General features: G+C 62.2%; 14 protein-coding genes. All 14 read right to left on the bottom strand.

Annotation, left to right across the window (positions count from 1 at the left end; translation table 11 throughout):
• Nucleotides 1-36: 36 nt before the first annotated feature.
• Nucleotides 37-981: a peptidylprolyl isomerase gene (locus DTP52_RS16020; protein ID WP_109754229.1), complete on the bottom strand. Its 945-nt coding sequence runs from the start codon at nucleotides 979-981 to the stop codon at nucleotides 37-39.
• Nucleotides 978-1,457 (bottom strand): YbjN domain-containing protein, encoded by a 480-nt coding sequence (locus DTP52_RS16025; protein WP_109754230.1) that lies wholly within the window; start codon nucleotides 1,455-1,457, stop codon nucleotides 978-980. The genes DTP52_RS16020 and DTP52_RS16025 overlap by 4 nt, the downstream gene beginning before the upstream one ends.
• Nucleotides 1,458-1,479: 22 nt before the next feature.
• The gene (locus tag DTP52_RS16030; protein ID WP_109754231.1) at nucleotides 1,480-2,127 is read right to left on the bottom strand and encodes a DNA repair protein; all 648 of its coding nucleotides are present in this window, start codon (nucleotides 2,125-2,127) and stop codon (nucleotides 1,480-1,482) included.
• A 15-nt stretch (nucleotides 2,128-2,142) separates the two neighbouring features.
• A complete protein-coding gene (locus DTP52_RS16035; RefSeq protein WP_109754232.1) occupies nucleotides 2,143-3,834 on the bottom strand; it encodes a putative porin in 1,692 nt (563 codons plus the stop codon).
• Between the two features lie 40 nt (nucleotides 3,835-3,874).
• Nucleotides 3,875-4,582: an energy transducer TonB gene (locus DTP52_RS16040; protein WP_109754233.1), complete on the bottom strand. Its 708-nt coding sequence runs from the start codon at nucleotides 4,580-4,582 to the stop codon at nucleotides 3,875-3,877.
• Between the two features lie 2 nt (nucleotides 4,583-4,584).
• Entirely contained in the window at nucleotides 4,585-5,010 is a 426-nt protein-coding gene (locus DTP52_RS16045) for a biopolymer transporter ExbD (RefSeq protein WP_003201710.1), read from the bottom strand.
• Nucleotides 5,011-5,020: 10 nt separating this feature from the next.
• Nucleotides 5,021-6,820 (bottom strand): DUF2341 domain-containing protein, encoded by a 1,800-nt coding sequence (locus DTP52_RS16050; RefSeq protein ID WP_109754234.1) that lies wholly within the window; start codon nucleotides 6,818-6,820, stop codon nucleotides 5,021-5,023.
• Between the two features lie 17 nt (nucleotides 6,821-6,837).
• Nucleotides 6,838-8,400 carry a ShlB/FhaC/HecB family hemolysin secretion/activation protein gene (locus tag DTP52_RS16055; RefSeq protein WP_371925595.1) on the bottom strand — a complete coding sequence of 521 codons (1,563 nt, stop codon included), beginning with the start codon at nucleotides 8,398-8,400 and terminating at the stop codon, nucleotides 6,838-6,840.
• Nucleotides 8,401-8,468: 68 nt separating this feature from the next.
• Nucleotides 8,469-9,071: a transposase gene (locus tag DTP52_RS31645; RefSeq protein ID WP_109754236.1), complete on the bottom strand. Its 603-nt coding sequence runs from the start codon at nucleotides 9,069-9,071 to the stop codon at nucleotides 8,469-8,471.
• A 476-nt stretch (nucleotides 9,072-9,547) separates the two neighbouring features.
• The gene (gene mqo, locus DTP52_RS16065; RefSeq protein WP_109754237.1) at nucleotides 9,548-11,191 is read right to left on the bottom strand and encodes a malate dehydrogenase (quinone); all 1,644 of its coding nucleotides are present in this window, start codon (nucleotides 11,189-11,191) and stop codon (nucleotides 9,548-9,550) included.
• Between the two features lie 385 nt (nucleotides 11,192-11,576).
• Nucleotides 11,577-12,764, bottom strand: coding sequence for a DUF1624 domain-containing protein (locus tag DTP52_RS16070; protein WP_371925596.1), 1,188 nt, complete (start codon nucleotides 12,762-12,764; stop codon nucleotides 11,577-11,579).
• Between the two features lie 178 nt (nucleotides 12,765-12,942).
• Nucleotides 12,943-14,313, bottom strand: a complete 1,371-nt coding sequence (locus tag DTP52_RS16075; protein WP_109754239.1) for a hybrid sensor histidine kinase/response regulator — start codon at nucleotides 14,311-14,313, stop codon at nucleotides 12,943-12,945.
• Nucleotides 14,297-15,454 (bottom strand): alcohol dehydrogenase-like regulatory protein ErcA, encoded by a 1,158-nt coding sequence (ercA, locus tag DTP52_RS16080; RefSeq protein ID WP_109754282.1) that lies wholly within the window; start codon nucleotides 15,452-15,454, stop codon nucleotides 14,297-14,299. Before ercA ends, DTP52_RS16075 begins: the two co-directional genes overlap by 17 nt.
• Nucleotides 15,455-15,586: 132 nt before the next feature.
• A complete protein-coding gene (pqqA, locus tag DTP52_RS16085; RefSeq protein WP_003243383.1) occupies nucleotides 15,587-15,658 on the bottom strand; it encodes a pyrroloquinoline quinone precursor peptide PqqA in 72 nt (23 codons plus the stop codon).
• Nucleotides 15,659-15,801 lie beyond the last annotated feature (143 nt).

The following is a 15,801-nucleotide window of genomic DNA, read 5'->3' on the forward strand; positions in this document are numbered from 1 at the left end:
CCTCACAAAGGTGTTCACATCCAAAGATTGTCGAGGTCAGAGCCCTTCCTCCAGCACCTTGCTCAACTGCGCGCCATCGATGCTCAACGTAGCCGTGTCGAGCATGCCGTCCAGGTACGCCTTGGCGATCTGCTCCTGGCGCTGGGCGCGCAGGGCCTGGGTCAGGCGTTCGCGGACTTCGTCCAGGGTCGCTTCCCGGGGCGGTTGTTGTTCGGCGAGTTTGATGACATGAAAGCCCGCCGTGCTCTGCACCGGATCCGACACCGCACCGACCTTCAAGCGCGCCACCGCCTCACGCACCGGCGGGACGAGTTGCTGCAATGGCTGGAAACCACTGTCGCCGCCCCGCTCGGCACTGGTGCGATCCTGGGAAAAACGGCTGGCCAGGGCGGCGAACTCGGCGGGCGAGGCCTGGGCCTTTTTACTCAGTTCCAACGCTTGCCGGCGCACCGCTTCCACCGTTTGCGGCTCGGTCGCGGCCAGGAAAATCTGGCTGACGCGGTACAACGCCGGCGCAGTCCAGTTGGCTTTCCCGGCGTCGTAAGCCCGCTTCAACTCTTCTTCACTGGGATAGCCGGCCGGTACCTGGCTGACCGACTGCAAGTAGTCGCGAAACACAATCTGCTCGGCCGCCGCTCGCGTCTGGCGCTCCACCTCCGGACGCTGGCGCCAGCCCTGGGCATCGGCTTGCTCCAACACGGCTTTTTCCGCCAGGCGGGCACGGATCCAGCCTTCCAGCGCGGCCCGATTGCCACGCATTTGCTGACGAACCTCGGGGGCCAGTGCGGCCAGCAACGCCTTGAGTTCATCGGGGCTGACCTGCTGGTTGCCCAATCGGGCCAAACTCGGCGAGTCGACCGAGACAACACTGGCGGTCTGCACGGCGGCGACCGGATCGCTGCCCGGCCGCAGGCCCAGCACAAGCGCCACGGCGATCAGCCCCAGCGCTGCGGCGCTGATGACGAAAGTCGGCTTTTTCACGATGCGACGGCCTCTTCCAAGGGCGCCTCGGTGGGCTCGGCCGGGGTTTGCAGGCGCGCCGCGTTCTGGCTGTACTCACGCAGGTAGACAATGAACTCTTGCAACAGGCGATCCCACAGCTCCAGATGGCTGCGCAAATGATCGGCACTCACACCTGCCGCCACCACCACGTCCATTTCCATCACCAGGAATCCGCCCTGCAACGACAACCGGGCAAAGCGGCGCGAGGCGTTCCATTGCTCTGCCAATCCAGCCGGCAACTCGCCCTGTACCCGCAAGGCACAGCTGAAGGTGAAGTCCAGGTATTCGCCTGCTGTCGGCGCAGGATTGCCCAAGCGCACGGCAAAGCCGATGCCCTGGCTGGCGCTGAGCAGTTGCACGATGCCGTTCTGCTCGGTTTCGTTGACCCGATAGCCAGCGGCCTGCAACAACTCGGTCAGGGATTTGGCACCGACGTATTCAATCATTGAGGTCATGCGCGATTCTTCCTTGTGCTGTTCAGTGAGTGATCGAGGCCTGGGGCGCATCGAAACGGTTCTTGTAGAGATCATCGCCAAAGCCTTGGGCCAGCTCCTCGAAACGCACCCGGGCCTTGGCCGCGAACGGCTGGCGGATCTTCATGATGTCGGTCACATCAATGGTTTCGTAGGCATGCAGCAGCGTCTTGGCGACTTCGTACATTTGCTGATTCTTGACCGAACATTGCTGCACTTGTGTGTCACGCTCGCTCAATTGCCCCTCCAGGCGAGCCCGCTCGGTCTCTTTGCCACGGGCCAGGGCCAGCAGTTCTTCATAGGCTTTCTTGAATTTGCCGACCTGTTCGTTGCTGGCAGCCACCTGGGCCTGGGCCTGGCTTTGCAGGTTTTGCTGGTGCCCGGCCAGTTGGTCGATCACGGCCTGGGCCTTGGCCAGTTGCGCGGTCAATTGCTTGATCTGCGCCTGGGCGTCCCTGGCCTGCCCCTCCGCAGCCTGACGAGCGGCGCTGGCTTGGGCCTGCTCGCTTTGCAGGGCCTGCAACTGCGCGGTAGTGCTGCGCAGTTGTGCCCGCAGCCGTTCTTCCAGGCCTTCGCCATGGGCCACGCCGCCGAGCAGCAGGCCCAGCACCAGCAACGCGGCCGGGCATGGGTATTTGGCTCGCCTTTTCATGAGGCCTCCCTGCGCTTAGAAGCGCGTGTTGATTTCAAGCTGCAAGACATCGATGTCGTACGGCGCGCCGTACACCGCTTCGGAACTCAACCAGCGACCGGTGGCGAAGACGTTGCTCGCCAGGCCATAGTTGCCGCCCAGGAAATAACCCTTGGCGTTGGTGCCACCCAGATGGAATGACGAATCGTTGAAACCGTCCGGCAAGGCGTCCGGTTGGATGTACTTGTAGCCAGCGAACAGGTTCCAGTCGCCCTCGCGCTTGAGTTCCAGCGAGTTGCCGAGAGTGAACTGGAGCATCCAGGCGTTGGCGCCGCTTTCCACCTCGCCATCACTGTCCAGGTTGTTGGCGAACTGCCCGGCGGAGCGCTTGCGCATCTCGCCCTCGTCATAGCCCAGGTTGTGGACGTAGTGGGCCTGGCTGCGCAGCTTCAGGTCTTCGGGCAGATCGGTGTCCCAGGCAAGGTTCAGGTCCAGCAGGTTGAATTCCGAGGCCAGGCCGACGTATTGCGGCTGCGGCGTGGTGGAAGGATTGAGGGGGTTGGGCGTGATGTCGCGTAGCAGGAACACGGTGTTGCCCTTCTGCATGAACGCCACCCGCGATCCGTCGCTGTCGCAGCCTGGATCACCGGCCCAAGGCTGGCACGGCGAAGAGCGCTGGCCTTCGATGTCGTCGAAGCGGTAATAGGCCAAGGCCCCCTTGATCCGGTTGCTGTCGTTGATCGCCCAGTTGGCCCCCAGTTGCGCACCGTACAACCACTTGTTATCGCTCTCTTCCTTGTCGCTGCCGTTGCTGGTGCTGGTGTCGTTGGTGTACTCCACCGGGAACGCGCCGACGGTGCCGAAGACGCCCCAGTCCTGATTGAGCTTGTGGTTGAAATTCGCCGCCACGCCATCGAAGTTCAGGTCACCGGAATACAACAGGTCGGTGGAGAAAAACGGGTTGGCGAAACGCCCGCCGGTCAGGGTCAGTTCGTCCGATGGCTTCCAGGTCAGGTAGCCCTGGTCGAGCCAGATGTCTTTCTTGCCGAAACCGCCACCGAGGGTCTGGGTGGTGGACACCGGGTTGTTGTCCGAGCCGGTGCCGATGCGAATGCCCGCGGTCCATTGCGGGGCGATCACGGCCTTCATGCCCAGGCGTGCGCGCAGGCGGAACAGGTTTTCCCGGTCTTCGCGGGTGTTGAGCAACGGCGGCAGGCTGGAGCTGCTGTTGGGGTTGACGTCGTAGGGGCCTTTATCATTGAGCCGGGCGAAGTCGACGATTTCGTTGCTGTTGGTACCCGAGTAATAGCGCGACTCATCCCGCAGGCGAATATCGCCATCGAAGCTGATACGCGAAACCCAATCCGGGAAGGTGTTGGGCTGAGCCCAGTTTTCCTGCTTGGCAGTGGCCATGACTTCGGCCTTGACCTGGTCGCGGATCTGCTCACGCACAATGTTCGGCACGTATTGCACCCGCACGTCCCCTGGCGCACCGGCCGGCGCTGCGGCAACCGCCGTGGCCGCCTGGCGGGCCTGCACGGCTTCGCGTTCGGCCTGGGCGATCAAGCCATCGGCCTGGTCCTGCTTCAACACGCCCTGCTGCACCAGCAGGCGGATCAGATTGATCGTGGCGTTTTCCGAAGGCGCCGGGGCGGCGACCGCGTGCCCGGCCAGGCTCAGGACCACCAGGCCGATCGCCCACGACAATCGATTCACATTGGAAATCATCTGCACACAACTCCTGTTGGCAAACTTTCTAAAAATTCGATTAACCCGGTCGGCGCCCTTGCAAGGACAGGCGCACGGGCAAAGTCAGGGAGGCCGGTGGCCGTTCACTCAAATGGGGCGCCGCACGCAGCGCGGAAATCACCTGTTCATCGACTTGCGGGTTGCCGCTGGACTTGACCAGCTCGACCCGGGTGATTTCGCCCGCGGCACTGAGCCAGACATCGGCCTGCAGCGAGAACGCCAGGCTGCGCAGGTCGGGGTTTTCTCGCAGCAAGCGCTGGAAGGTGAACGCCAAAAACTGGCTGTAGGTGCCATTGCCCAGGCGTCCGCCCCCTGCCCCGGCCATGCCGCCGCCCTTGCCGGCGCCGATGTTGAAGGCGTCGTTGCCGGACTGGGCATCGCCGTCCATTTGCATCGGGTTCGCCAGGTCATCGACCGGCGATGGCGGCGCCTCTTCCTCGGGCTTGACCTCTTCGGGTTCCGGGGTCGGCTCTGGCTCGACCACCTTTTCCTCGACCTGGGGCTCCGGCTCCTTGGGTTTCTCCGGCGGTGGTGGGGGCGGAGGCGGCGGCAGCGGGATGATGGTCGGCACCTTCGGTGCTTCGCGGCGCACGCCACTCATGTCGTTGGCCCACTGCCACAGCAGCCAAGCCGCCACGGCGCCGAGCAGCAGGCCGGCGGCCCACTTGAGCAGGCGCAACGGCGAGGGCTTCACGGGAGGCGGATCGATGGGAAGTCTGGCGGTCATGATCAGCCCTGGCTCGGTTTGCCGGTGACGAGACCGACCTGGGACAGTTCCAGACGCCGCAACAGATCCAGCACTTCAATGACTTTCTGGTACTGCACCGTGGCGTCGCCGCGCACGATCACCGGAAAGTCCGGGCTCTGCGCCTTCTCGATGCGCAGGCGCTCTTCCAGCTCGGCCAGGGTCACCGGATAGGCATCGAGGAACACCTGCCCGCCATCGTTCACCGAAATCGCCTTGGTCTTGGCCTCGGACAACGACACCGAGGCGCTGGCCTTGGGCAGGTTGATCTGGATCCCCGACACCTGGGCCGTGGCGGTGAGGATGAACATCACCAACACCACCATGAGCACGTCCACCAGCGGCGTGATGTTGATGCTGTCGACCGCCGCGTCATCGTCGTCATCGTGTGAAGCGTTTACGCTAGCCATGGCGATTTCCTCAGGCCGGTACGGACGATTGGGCGTGATGGTTGCGGCGCTGCGCCGCTTCACCGGACTGGCCTTCGCCGTGCATTTCCGCCAGGCGCGTGATGAACTCGTCGACGAAAACCCGCATGTCGGCGCTGACTTCCTTGTTGCGGGTGATCAGGCGGTTGTAGCCAAACAGCGCAGGAATCGCGACGAACAGGCCCATGGCGGTAGCGAGCAAGGCTGCAGCCATGCCCGGGGCGATGGCGTTGATGTTGACGTCACCGGCCATCGCCGTGCCGAGGAACACCACCATGATCCCCAATACCGTGCCGAGCAGACCAATGTAGGGGCCGCCGGCAATGGCGTTGGACAGGGTCGAGAGCTTCGAACTCAGTTGCTGGTTTTCCCGGGTGCGCACGCCGTCCATGGAGCAGCGGATCGCCTCGATGGTGGCGGCGGACACCGACGAGGTATCAGCGCCCTGCTCACGACGGGTGCGGATTTCCTTGACGGCCACCAGGTACAGGCGCCACAGCGACGAGTGTTGCAGGCGCTGGGCGAGGTCCTGGTCGTCGGCGAACATTTCCAGGCGCGTGCCGATCCTGGCGAACTGCTCGCGAAACGCTTCGTTGGCCGCGCTGAGACGGCTGACCATGCGGTTCTTGCGGATCATGATGATCCACGACTGGAACATCATCAGCACCAGCACCCCAATGATCACCCAAGCGTCCAGCGGCACGGCCTTGAGCAGGAAACCCAGGCTGCCGAAACCGAAGCCGGACTGTTCTTCATCGACCCCGTAGGCCACCAGTTTCGATTCGGCGCCCTGGGCATTGGCGTCGGCCAATAGCAACGGCGCCGGGCGGGCGACCTTGGACAACCGCGCTTCGTCCATGGCCCCGCTGAAAGGCGCGAAAGCACCGGCGGAAACGTCAGCACCCAAGGCAATCGGCGCATTGAACGCCGGCATCGCCAGCGCCAGGCTGGCGGCTTCACGTCCATTGACATACAGCACGACCCGGTCGCCCGAGGCGGTCAACGCCAAGTGCTGCCATTGGCCGGGATTCAGCGGTTGGGTCGAGACCGCGCGCTGGTCATTGATCGCCACGAACGGCACACCCTGGTTTACGCCCACCAACAGACTGGTGGCGGCTTCGCGACGGGCCAGGACGATCTGTTCGCCGCTGGCCTGGTGCTGGCGCAGCCAGGTGCTGAAGGTGAATGCCGCGCCGGCACTGTGTTGCAACGAAGGGCTGGCGGGCAACAGCAGCGGCTGGCCGTTGAACTGCAAGGCACGCCCGATCACGCCGTCGATGCTGGTGCCGGTCGCGCCCTGGGCGTTGTTGCCGTAGGCCGTGGTGTCCTTGGGCGGTACGCCGGTGGCGCCGTCGAAGTGGTACAGCGCGGTGTAATCCGGGTCGAAGGTCAACTGGCCGCTGCCGGTGGCCGGCGCCTTCTGGTTGCCGTAATACATCCACAGGTCCTGACGCTGACCGCCCTCCACGCTCGGCACATCGACCCAGATCAGCGCCATGCCCATCAGCGGATCGAAGCTTTCAATCTGGTGGTTGAGCACGGTCTTGTCGTCGGCACTGACGAAGCGCAGGTCCGAGCCGTCGTCCTTGACGCCGTCGAAGGTGAAGTTGCCGGTGTGCAGGCGCACCAGCAACGCGGTGCGTCCCAGGGCCTGGGCGATGGCGGCGCCCTGGGGCGTGGTGTCCACCGAAATCTGTTTGCGATAGTGCCAGTCGTCCTGCCACCAGGCGTTGGCGGTCGCCGGAAGCACCAGCCCCAGGCAGATAAACAGGGATAACAGTAAGCGTTGCATGGACATGACTCCTGGGTTCAAAACGTCGCTTGCAGGTTGAAGTGCAGGCGCGATTCCTGTTTCGAGGTGTTCGGCCCTTCGAGCAGCGGATAGCCCCAGTCGAGGCTGCCGGACAGCCATTTGCTCAGGCTCGCGCGGGTGCCGAGGCCGACGCTGGCGAGGCTGTAATCGGCTTCCTGATCGGGCAGTTCGTCGCGCAGGTACAACTGCGCGCCTTCGGCGAAGGCATAGAAGCGCCACTCCTGGACATAGCTGCCGAGAAACTTGGCTAGCGACGGAGTGCGCAGCTCCTGGGACAGCAAGTAGCCGTCGTCCCCGGTGCGCTCGGCAGCCAGATAGCCGCGTACCGAGGTGGCGCCGCCGGCGGAGAATTGTTCGTTGGAAACCAGCGGCCCGGAGGCCAGTTGGAAAGCGGCCTTGGAGGCGGTTTGCCAATCATTGGCGAAGGTGAAGGTGTAATTACCGTCGCCCTTGAGCACGGCGAAGGAGGGGCTGGCGCGATAGCGCTTGTAGTCGAATTCTTCGTCGGTGCTGCCATAGCCCAGCAGGCTACGCGTACCCGCCACCAGGCTCAGGCCGAGGCCCAACTGGCTGTTTTCGGTGTAGCGAAAGCCGTTGTAGGCAAAGGTGAATGGCGCGTACTTGAGCGGTGCCTTGTCGCTGGCGCCGCCGAGGTTGAGCTCCTCGTCGAAATCCTTGAAGTCCACCCCGACCGAAAAGCTGTTGACCCATGCCCCGCTGGACGGCAGGCTGTAGATCGCCGACACCCCGTAGGAATGCCCTTTGCCCAACACGTTGCTGCCGCCGACGGTCGCCACGTTGCTGTCGGATTGGTAACCCGAGAATTGCACGCTCCAGCGTTCGCTCAGCGGCGCGGTGTAGGAACCCGACCAGACCTTGGCGTTTTCGGTGTCCTGGGGGGCGGTAAAGAAAGTCAGCGAAACGCTGTGGCCCAATTGCCAGAGGTTGTTGTAGCCCAGGCTCGCGACCGTACGCAGTTTTTCGGTGTCGGCGCTGTAGTCGTTGTTCAGCCCCAGGCTGGCTTGCCAGGGGTTCTGGTCTTCGACCTGCAAATCGACGTCCATGGTTCCGGGGCGCTGGCCTTCGCGTACCAGCGGCATGACCTGGCGCCCCGGGGTCTTGTTCAACTGCGCCAGTTCCGCCTGGACCTGGGCGAAATCCGGTACCTCGCCTTCCTTGAGCGCCGGCACGTCGTCACGGATTTCCACGGGCGAATAGTGCTTGGCCCCCACCACGCGCACCCGACCGACCTTGGTTTCGCTGACTTGCAGGTAGACGATGCCGTCTTCGACCTTCTGCTCTGGCAACTCGACGAACACCGATTGGTAACCGCGCGCCTGATAGGCCTTTTGCAGCGCTTCCCGGGCGCCTTCGATGTCGCTCAAGGCCCTTTGCGGGCCGAGGAACGGATACACCGCTTCTTCGATGGCCCGGGCATCGAGCACGGTGTTGCCACGCACGAAATACTCGTTCACGTCCACCAGGCGAACCGGCGCCGCTTCGGCCCCCTGCCCTCCTTCTGCGGCGAATGCCGACGGCCCCCCGACCGCCAACAGCAGCCAGCCCCACAGCGCCGGCCGCGATTTGAAGAAATGCTCCACACCACCCCCTGAATTCAAAGTACGGCTCAATTGCTAGCGGTCGATGTCGTGGCATGCCGGGCCAGCCAGGTATGCAGCAGCGCGAAATTCAAGGAGAACTCCGGCATTTGCAGCAAGGCGCCACAGAACACTTCACCAATGATTTTCTGGATGAGCTGCACCGCCCGCGCGTCGCCCAGCAGCGTGGCGAGGTCTTTGCTCAGGACGTTGAAGCTCCAGACCTTCTGGTTCAGGTCCAGGCCGACGAACCAGCGGAACAGCAGGTTGTAGTTGAGTTGTTCGTAGAGTTGCTGCTCGCTGGGCACTGAATAGAGCAGTTGCAGCAGGAGGATGTGCATGGCGGTTTGCGGCGCGATCAGCATCTGGGCGCTGGCGTTGAGGCCTTGCAGCACCTCGCGATGCTCATCCAGCAGGTCATCGATCTGCGGCCGCAGCAACACCAGTGAATGGCCCTGCGGGATGTAGCTGGACACTTCCTTGAGCGCGCCCTGCCAATCATCCTGGGAAACGATCCAGACCCACGGCGCGCCGTAGCGATACACCGAGACCGGCTGCTTGCGCGCCGCCTCGACGATCTTCGACAGCCGCTGGTCAAGCTCCTGCATGCCTACTTTCGAATAACGTTCCATAGTCCCCATCGCCTCACTCCCGGCTTCGCGCCCCGGCTCCAAACGACCTGAAAGGTCCCCTCGAACACGTCACACAGGCATGACGGGAATGGCGATGTGCTACCGAACTTTTGTCATGAAAGCTTCATTTGGAAGGGTATGGAGCGTGAGGTCTGGTGGGAGCGAGCCTGCTCGCGATCACGATGGCGTTGGGTCAGTTGGCGGGATGTTGAATGGGCTACCGTCTTCGCGAGCAGGCTCGCTCCCACAGGGATTCTCGGGTGTTTTCAGATCTGATGCTCGCCTCAGGCGTTCTGTGGGAGCAGGCTTGCTCGCGAAAGCGGTGGGTCAGTTGGAGGGGATGTTGAATGGACTGCCGTCTTCGCGAGCAAGCCCGCACAGTGGGTGTCGGTATACGCCCGAGCGGCTTGTGATGGGAGCAAAAAAAACGCCGCTCAATGAGCGGCGTTCTTGTACCTCACCAGACAGTGTCCGGTTTACAGCGCCATGTCAGCCGCTGGATTGGCTTCGCGGGCAGCAGCCGGCTTGGCCGGTGCCGCAGGGGTCCCTGGCTTGCCAATCGCTGGCGGCGGATCCAGTTGCAGGACCTCGCTGGTGTAGGCCCATTCCTGGGCAACACGCTCAGGGCTATCGTTGAGCTTGGTGCCGTAGCTCGGCACGATCTGGCGCAGTTTTTCCTGCCAGGCCGGGCTGGCGACCTTGTCCTTGAAGACCTTCTCAAGCACGGTCAGCATGATCGGCGCAGCGGTCGAGGCGCCTGGCGAAGCACCCAGCAGGCCGGCGATGCTGCCGTCCTGGGAAGCGACCACTTCGGTACCGAGTTTCAGCACGCCGCCCTTCTCTTCGTCACGCTTGATGATCTGCACGCGCTGGCCAGCCTGCCACAGGCGCCAGTCTTCCTGCTTGGCTTCCGGGAAGTATTCCTTCAAGGCGGCGAAACGGTCTTCATCCGACAGCATCAGCTGGCCGGCCAGGTACTCGACCAGTGGGTACTGTTCGATACCGACTTTGGTCATCGGCCATACGTTGTGGGTGGTGGTGCTGGTCAGCAGGTCGAAGTACGAACCGTTCTTCAGGAACTTGGTGGAGAACGTTGCGAACGGGCCAAACAGGATCACGCGCTTGCCGTCCAGCACTCGGGTGTCCAGGTGTGGAACCGACATCGGCGGTGCGCCGACCGAAGCCTTGCCGTACGCCTTGGCCAGGTGCAACTGGGCAACGGTCGGATTTTCGGTGACCAGGAACGAACCACCCACCGGGAAACCTGCGTATTCACGCGCTTCCGGGATGTCGGACTTCTGCAGCAGATGCAAGGCACCGCCGCCAGCGCCAATGAACACGAACTTGGCGTCGGTCTCGGTTTCGGTACCGTCTTTAAGGTTCTTGTAGGAAACGCGCCAGGTGCCGTCTTCGTTGCGGGTGATGTCTTCCACTTCGCTGGACAGCTTGAGGGAGAAGTTCGGCTTGGTTTGCAGATAAGCTGCGAATTGACGCGTGATTTCGCCGAAGTTCACGTCGGTGCCCAGTGGGCTCCAAGTGGCCGCGACTTTCTGGCTCGGGTCACGCCCTTGCATCATCAGCGGAACCCACTTGCTGATCTGCTCGCGATCTTCGGAGTACTGCATGCCCGCGAACAACGGGCTGGCCTGGAGGGCTTCGTAGCGTTTCTTCAGGAACGCGATGTTCTCGTCGCCCCACAAAAAGCTCATGTGCGGCGTGGAGTTGATGAACGAACGCGGGTTCTTCAACACACCGTTCTTGACCTGCCAGGACCAGAACTGACGGGAGATCTGGAAGGCTTCGTTGATTTCGATGGCCTTGGAGATATCGACCTTGCCGTTCTTGTCTTCCGGCGTGTAGTTCAGCTCGGCCAGCGCGGAGTGACCGGTACCGGCATTGTTCCAGCCGTTGGAGCTCTCTTCGGCAACACCGTCCAGGCGCTCGACCATTTCCATGGTCCAGCCCGGCTCCAGCTCATTGAGCCAGACGCCGAGTGTCGAGCTCATGATGCCCCCACCAATGAGCAAGACATCCACTTTTTTTGGCTCGGCGGCGTGCGTGGTCGCAAGACCCATCGCCATCGCCAGGCCCAGTAGCGCCGTGTGTGTTTTCTTCAACATGTGTGTATCCCTAGGATGAACGCCATTCCGTCCACCTGCCCTGGTCAAGGATAGACCTCATCGGCCACCGGCAACGCCAGCAGGATGGGTATCGAGACGGACTGGAGGATGGACCTACAGGGCCGAGCGATACGTCGGCCTCTCGTTTATGTCTCTCCGGCGCTGACTTCTTGTAGGTCTTGGCTTCAGCTGGGGTGAGGGACGCTGCGAACGGTGTTGATCGGGCCTGGCGTGGCCGTGCCCGATTGTCGCAGCGGGGGGCAGTTTACATAAGGAAATAAACAGACCGAAGCGTCTTTTTACATTCATGGCAAAAACGCCGACCAAATGACGGCATTTTAATGGCCCTGATCGGCACCGTTCGCGCGTCCAGAGCCCCTGTGGGTCAAAGATACTTGAGGATCGCGATATCACGCCGCCGTTGCTTGAACCCGGCGAACCAACGGGTCGGAAAAAACAGCACGACACCCAGTAACACACTCCACAACCACACCATGGGTAAATCATCGAACCCGAAATAAGTACCCTGGTTGGTGCCCCAGATGGCAACTGCGATCAGGTACAGGGCCTTGAGCACGTAAAGGTGCAGCAGGTAAAAGAACATCGGTGCGCCGCCATAGATCGCCAACAGCGCAATAACACCCCGCTCCTGGGCTTTTTCAAAGAGAGCCAGCAACATCAGCCCTATTCCCAGGGTCGGCATCAGGAACATCAGCGACGGCGGATACTTCGTCGCGCTCATGAAGCTCATGAAGGTGCGCAGCGCATCGCCGGTCTGGACCCAGGGTTTATCGCCGTATACGTTCAGGTAACGGATGAGCACAAAGGCCAGCAGCAGGCCCAGGCCCGTCTTGAACAACCGCCGCAGGCGCACGGCGGGTTCAACGTCCTTGCCAAACCACGGCCCGATGGCCCAGCCCAGCAGGATCACGCCAATCCACGGCAGCACCGGATACGTGGTGCGGGCCCGGGTGAACTCGGTGATATCGATGAACGCCCGTTGATGAAGAATCGACCACGGCACGAAAAACGGAGAGTCTGGCCCCAGCACCACACCGTCCAACAGATTGTGCCCGGCGACGATGGCAACGCCGAGGACGATCAGCCAACTGCGCTTGAGGTGCAGCAAGGCGGCCAGGACGATCATGCAGATGCCAATGCACCAGATCACTTGCAGCCACAGGGTCTTGGGCGGGAACTCGGCGTTCCAGGCGAAACACACGAAGGTCAATTCCAGGAAGACCAGGAACAAGCCACGCTTGAGCAGGAACAACGAGGTCTGGCCGGCGGTATGTTTCTGGCTGTAGAGCCAGGCCGACAAACCGGTGAGGAAAATGAAGACCGGGGCACAGAGCGTACTGAGCAGACGGGTGAAATACAGGTCCGGGGTCACGCTGAGCGCATCGATGGGGTCGGTGACCTGACGATGCAGCAGGAATGTCTCGCGAACGTGATCCACCAGCATCAGCAACATGACGAAACCGCGCAGGGCATCGATGGCAAGCATGCGTACATGGATTTTGGCGGCGCTGGTTACAAGTGAAGGCGCGATGACGCCGGACGGGCTCGTCATGCTTGAAGGTAGGCTCATGGCATTACTCGGATGGAAGGTCGTTGGTCCGTGCAAGGCGAGGAATGAGAATCCCTGCCAAACGAAAGCGGATAACATAACATGAAACTACTATCGCGAGCAGGCTCGCTCCCACAAGGATTTGTGGTAGTTGCGATTTCGGTGCTCTTTAAGAGGGCCGCTACCCGAGCATCTGGCTCAACACCGCCCGCAACTTGCCAGGCTTGACCGGTTTGTTGAGCAGCGGCGCACCCAGTTTGCGCAGGGCGCGGCGGCATTGGTCGCTGCGGTCGGCGGTGATGATCACTGCGGGGATCGCCTGCTGGAAATGCTCGCGCAGGTGTTTGACCACTTCACAGCCCACGACCCCATGATCCAGGTGGAAATCCGCCAGGATCAACTCCGGCGCGCGTTCTTGTAGCACGTCGAGGGCGCCCGCTTCGTCGGTGGCGGTCAACACTTCGCAGCCCCACTGCCCCAACAGCGCAGCCATGCTTTGCAAAATGCTCAATTCGTTGTCGATTACCAACAAACGCCGCCCTGGCAGCGGGTTGCCGGCAACCGCCTGTACGGGGAGCAGCGACACGGGCAGGGGCTTTTCGCTGGACAGCGGCACCTCGATGCTGAACACCGAACCACGTCCCGGCCGAGAGCGTACCTGGACCCGATAGCCGAGGATGTGGGCGATGCGTTCGACAATCGCCAGCCCCAGGCCCACGCCTTTGCGGTCCGCCGCCCGGCCGACGTCGAGCTGGTTGAATTCAAGGAAAATCGACTCCAGGCAATCGGCAGCGATGCCACGCCCGGTATCCCAGACTTCAATGCTCAATTGCCCTCCCCGGCGCCGGGCCGCCAGGAGAATACCGCCCTGATCGGTATAGCGGCAGGCATTGCTCAGCAGGTTGCGCAGGATACGGCTGATCAAGCGCAAGTCGGTCAGCACCGCTTCGTCGCCAAACCGCGCCCGCAGGTCCAACCCGGCGGCGCCGGCCACCGATTGAAACTCTGAAACCAGCGGACCCAGCAACTCATCCAGCCGATACGGCGCCAGGTCGGGCTTGACGGCGGCTTGATCCAGCCGAGAGATGTCCAGCAGGTCGGTGAGCAGGTCTTCAGCCCCTTCGAGCGCCTGGTGGGTCCGTTCCACCAGCACATGCTCGGCGGTAGGCAACTGGCGTTCGCGCAACGTGGCGATCAGCAGGCGGGCCGCGTTGAGTGGCTGCAACAGATCATGACTGGCGGCGGCCAGGTATTTGTCCTTGCTGCGATTGGCGGCCTGGGCGGCGTCCCGGGCATCGCGCAACTGCTGTTCGATCAACTCGCGCTGGGCGATCTGCTGCTGCAGGTTGTGGTTGGCCTCCAGCAACGCATCGGTGCGCTCGGCCACTCGCTGCTCCAGCTGATCATTGAGCTGTTGCAGGTGTTGCCGGGCCTGTTCCAGCTCATCGAGGCGCGCCGCCAGTTCCGGGTAGTGACTCTTGCGCGTTGAATGGTTGCCCAGCCCCAGCAGCCCGGCCAGGGCTTTTTGCTGCTCGTCAGAGGGCTTCGCCATAGACGACCTCGACATCCCGCTGGCTCGACTCCCGAGGATTGGTAAGGATGCACGGGTCATCCATCGCATGTTGCGACAGGAACGGAATGTCCGAGGTGCTCACGCCATGCAGGCCCAGGGTCTCGTGGAAGCCGATGGTGTGCTTGAGGGCAATCAGGTGCTCCACCAACCGGGTGCGGATCTGCCGGTGGTTGAGCCCTCGGCAATCGATGCCCAGCGTCTCGGCAATCACCTTGAAACGGTCCGGCGCCGAGTTGTAGTTGAACGCCACTACATGCTCCACCAGGACCGCGTTGCACAAGCCATGGGGTAAATCGAGGAAACCGCCCAGGCTATGGGACATCGCGTGAACTGCACCGAGAATCGCGTTGGAGAACGCCAACCCGGCCTGCATGCTGCCCAACATGATCTTTTCCCGCAGGGCGATGTCCGCCGGGTTGGCGATCATTTGCACCAGGTTGCCGTTGATCAGGCGCATCGCTTCCAGCGCATGGGGGTCGGTCAGCGGGCCGTGGCCGGTGGACACGAAGGCCTCGATGGCATGTACCAAGGCGTCGATGCCGGTACAGGCGGACAGGAACGGGTCCATGCTCAGGGTGGTTTCCGGGTCGATCAGCGATACATCCGGTACCGCCGCCTTGCTGACGATGGAAAACTTCATTCGTTCTTGCTGGTTGGAAATGATCACGAACTGCGACACGTCAGCCGACGTCCCCGCCGTGGTGGGAATAAGGATCAGCGGCGGACTGGGTACATGCAGGGTATCGACGCCTTCGAACTCAAGAATGTTGCGGCCATGGGCAACGACGATGCCGATGCCTTTACCGCAATCCATCGGGCTGCCACCACCCACCGCGACGATGACATCGCAATGGTTTTCCCGGTAAAGGTCGGCACCGAGCATCACTTCCTCGACCCGCGGATTGGGCGAGACCGCGCTGTAGACACAGTAATCGATGCCTTGGGCCTGGAGACTGGCTTCGACGTCAGCCACCCAACCGGCGGCGATGACCCCGGGGTCGGTGACGATCAGCACCTTGCGTGCACCGAAGGTCTTGGCGTAATTGCCGACATTGTGCCGACAACCGGCACCAAACATGATTTCAGGGGAAACGAACTTGCGCAGCGGGCTGAGGCTCATTTTTTCAGGTACGTGGCTCATCGGTAAGCCTGTTGTTATTGTCGTGGGATACCTTGAGCCTAAAGCATCCCACCGCGATTGCAATCAGACCAATGGGTAGCCCGGCCTGAACGCTCCAGGCCGGGCCGGCACTCATCGGTTGGCGAAGTACATCGTCACTTCAAAGCCAATACGCAGGTCGGTGTACGCGGGTTTAGTCCACATGGGTCTTTCCTCTTCTTGTACCGGGCGATTCCGGCAAGTCATTAATGCACGCTGTACCCGGCGTTCGAATGCTACTTTCGAAGCGGTGGGTGGGGTGCGTTGGTATCAATTCAGGGGCATACATATTCAAATGTGGGGCCTGC

Origin of the sequence: Pseudomonas sp. 43mfcvi1.1, from assembly GCF_900115935.1 — a bacterium.
Taxonomy (GTDB): Bacteria; Pseudomonadota; Gammaproteobacteria; order Pseudomonadales; family Pseudomonadaceae; genus Aquipseudomonas; species Aquipseudomonas bijieensis.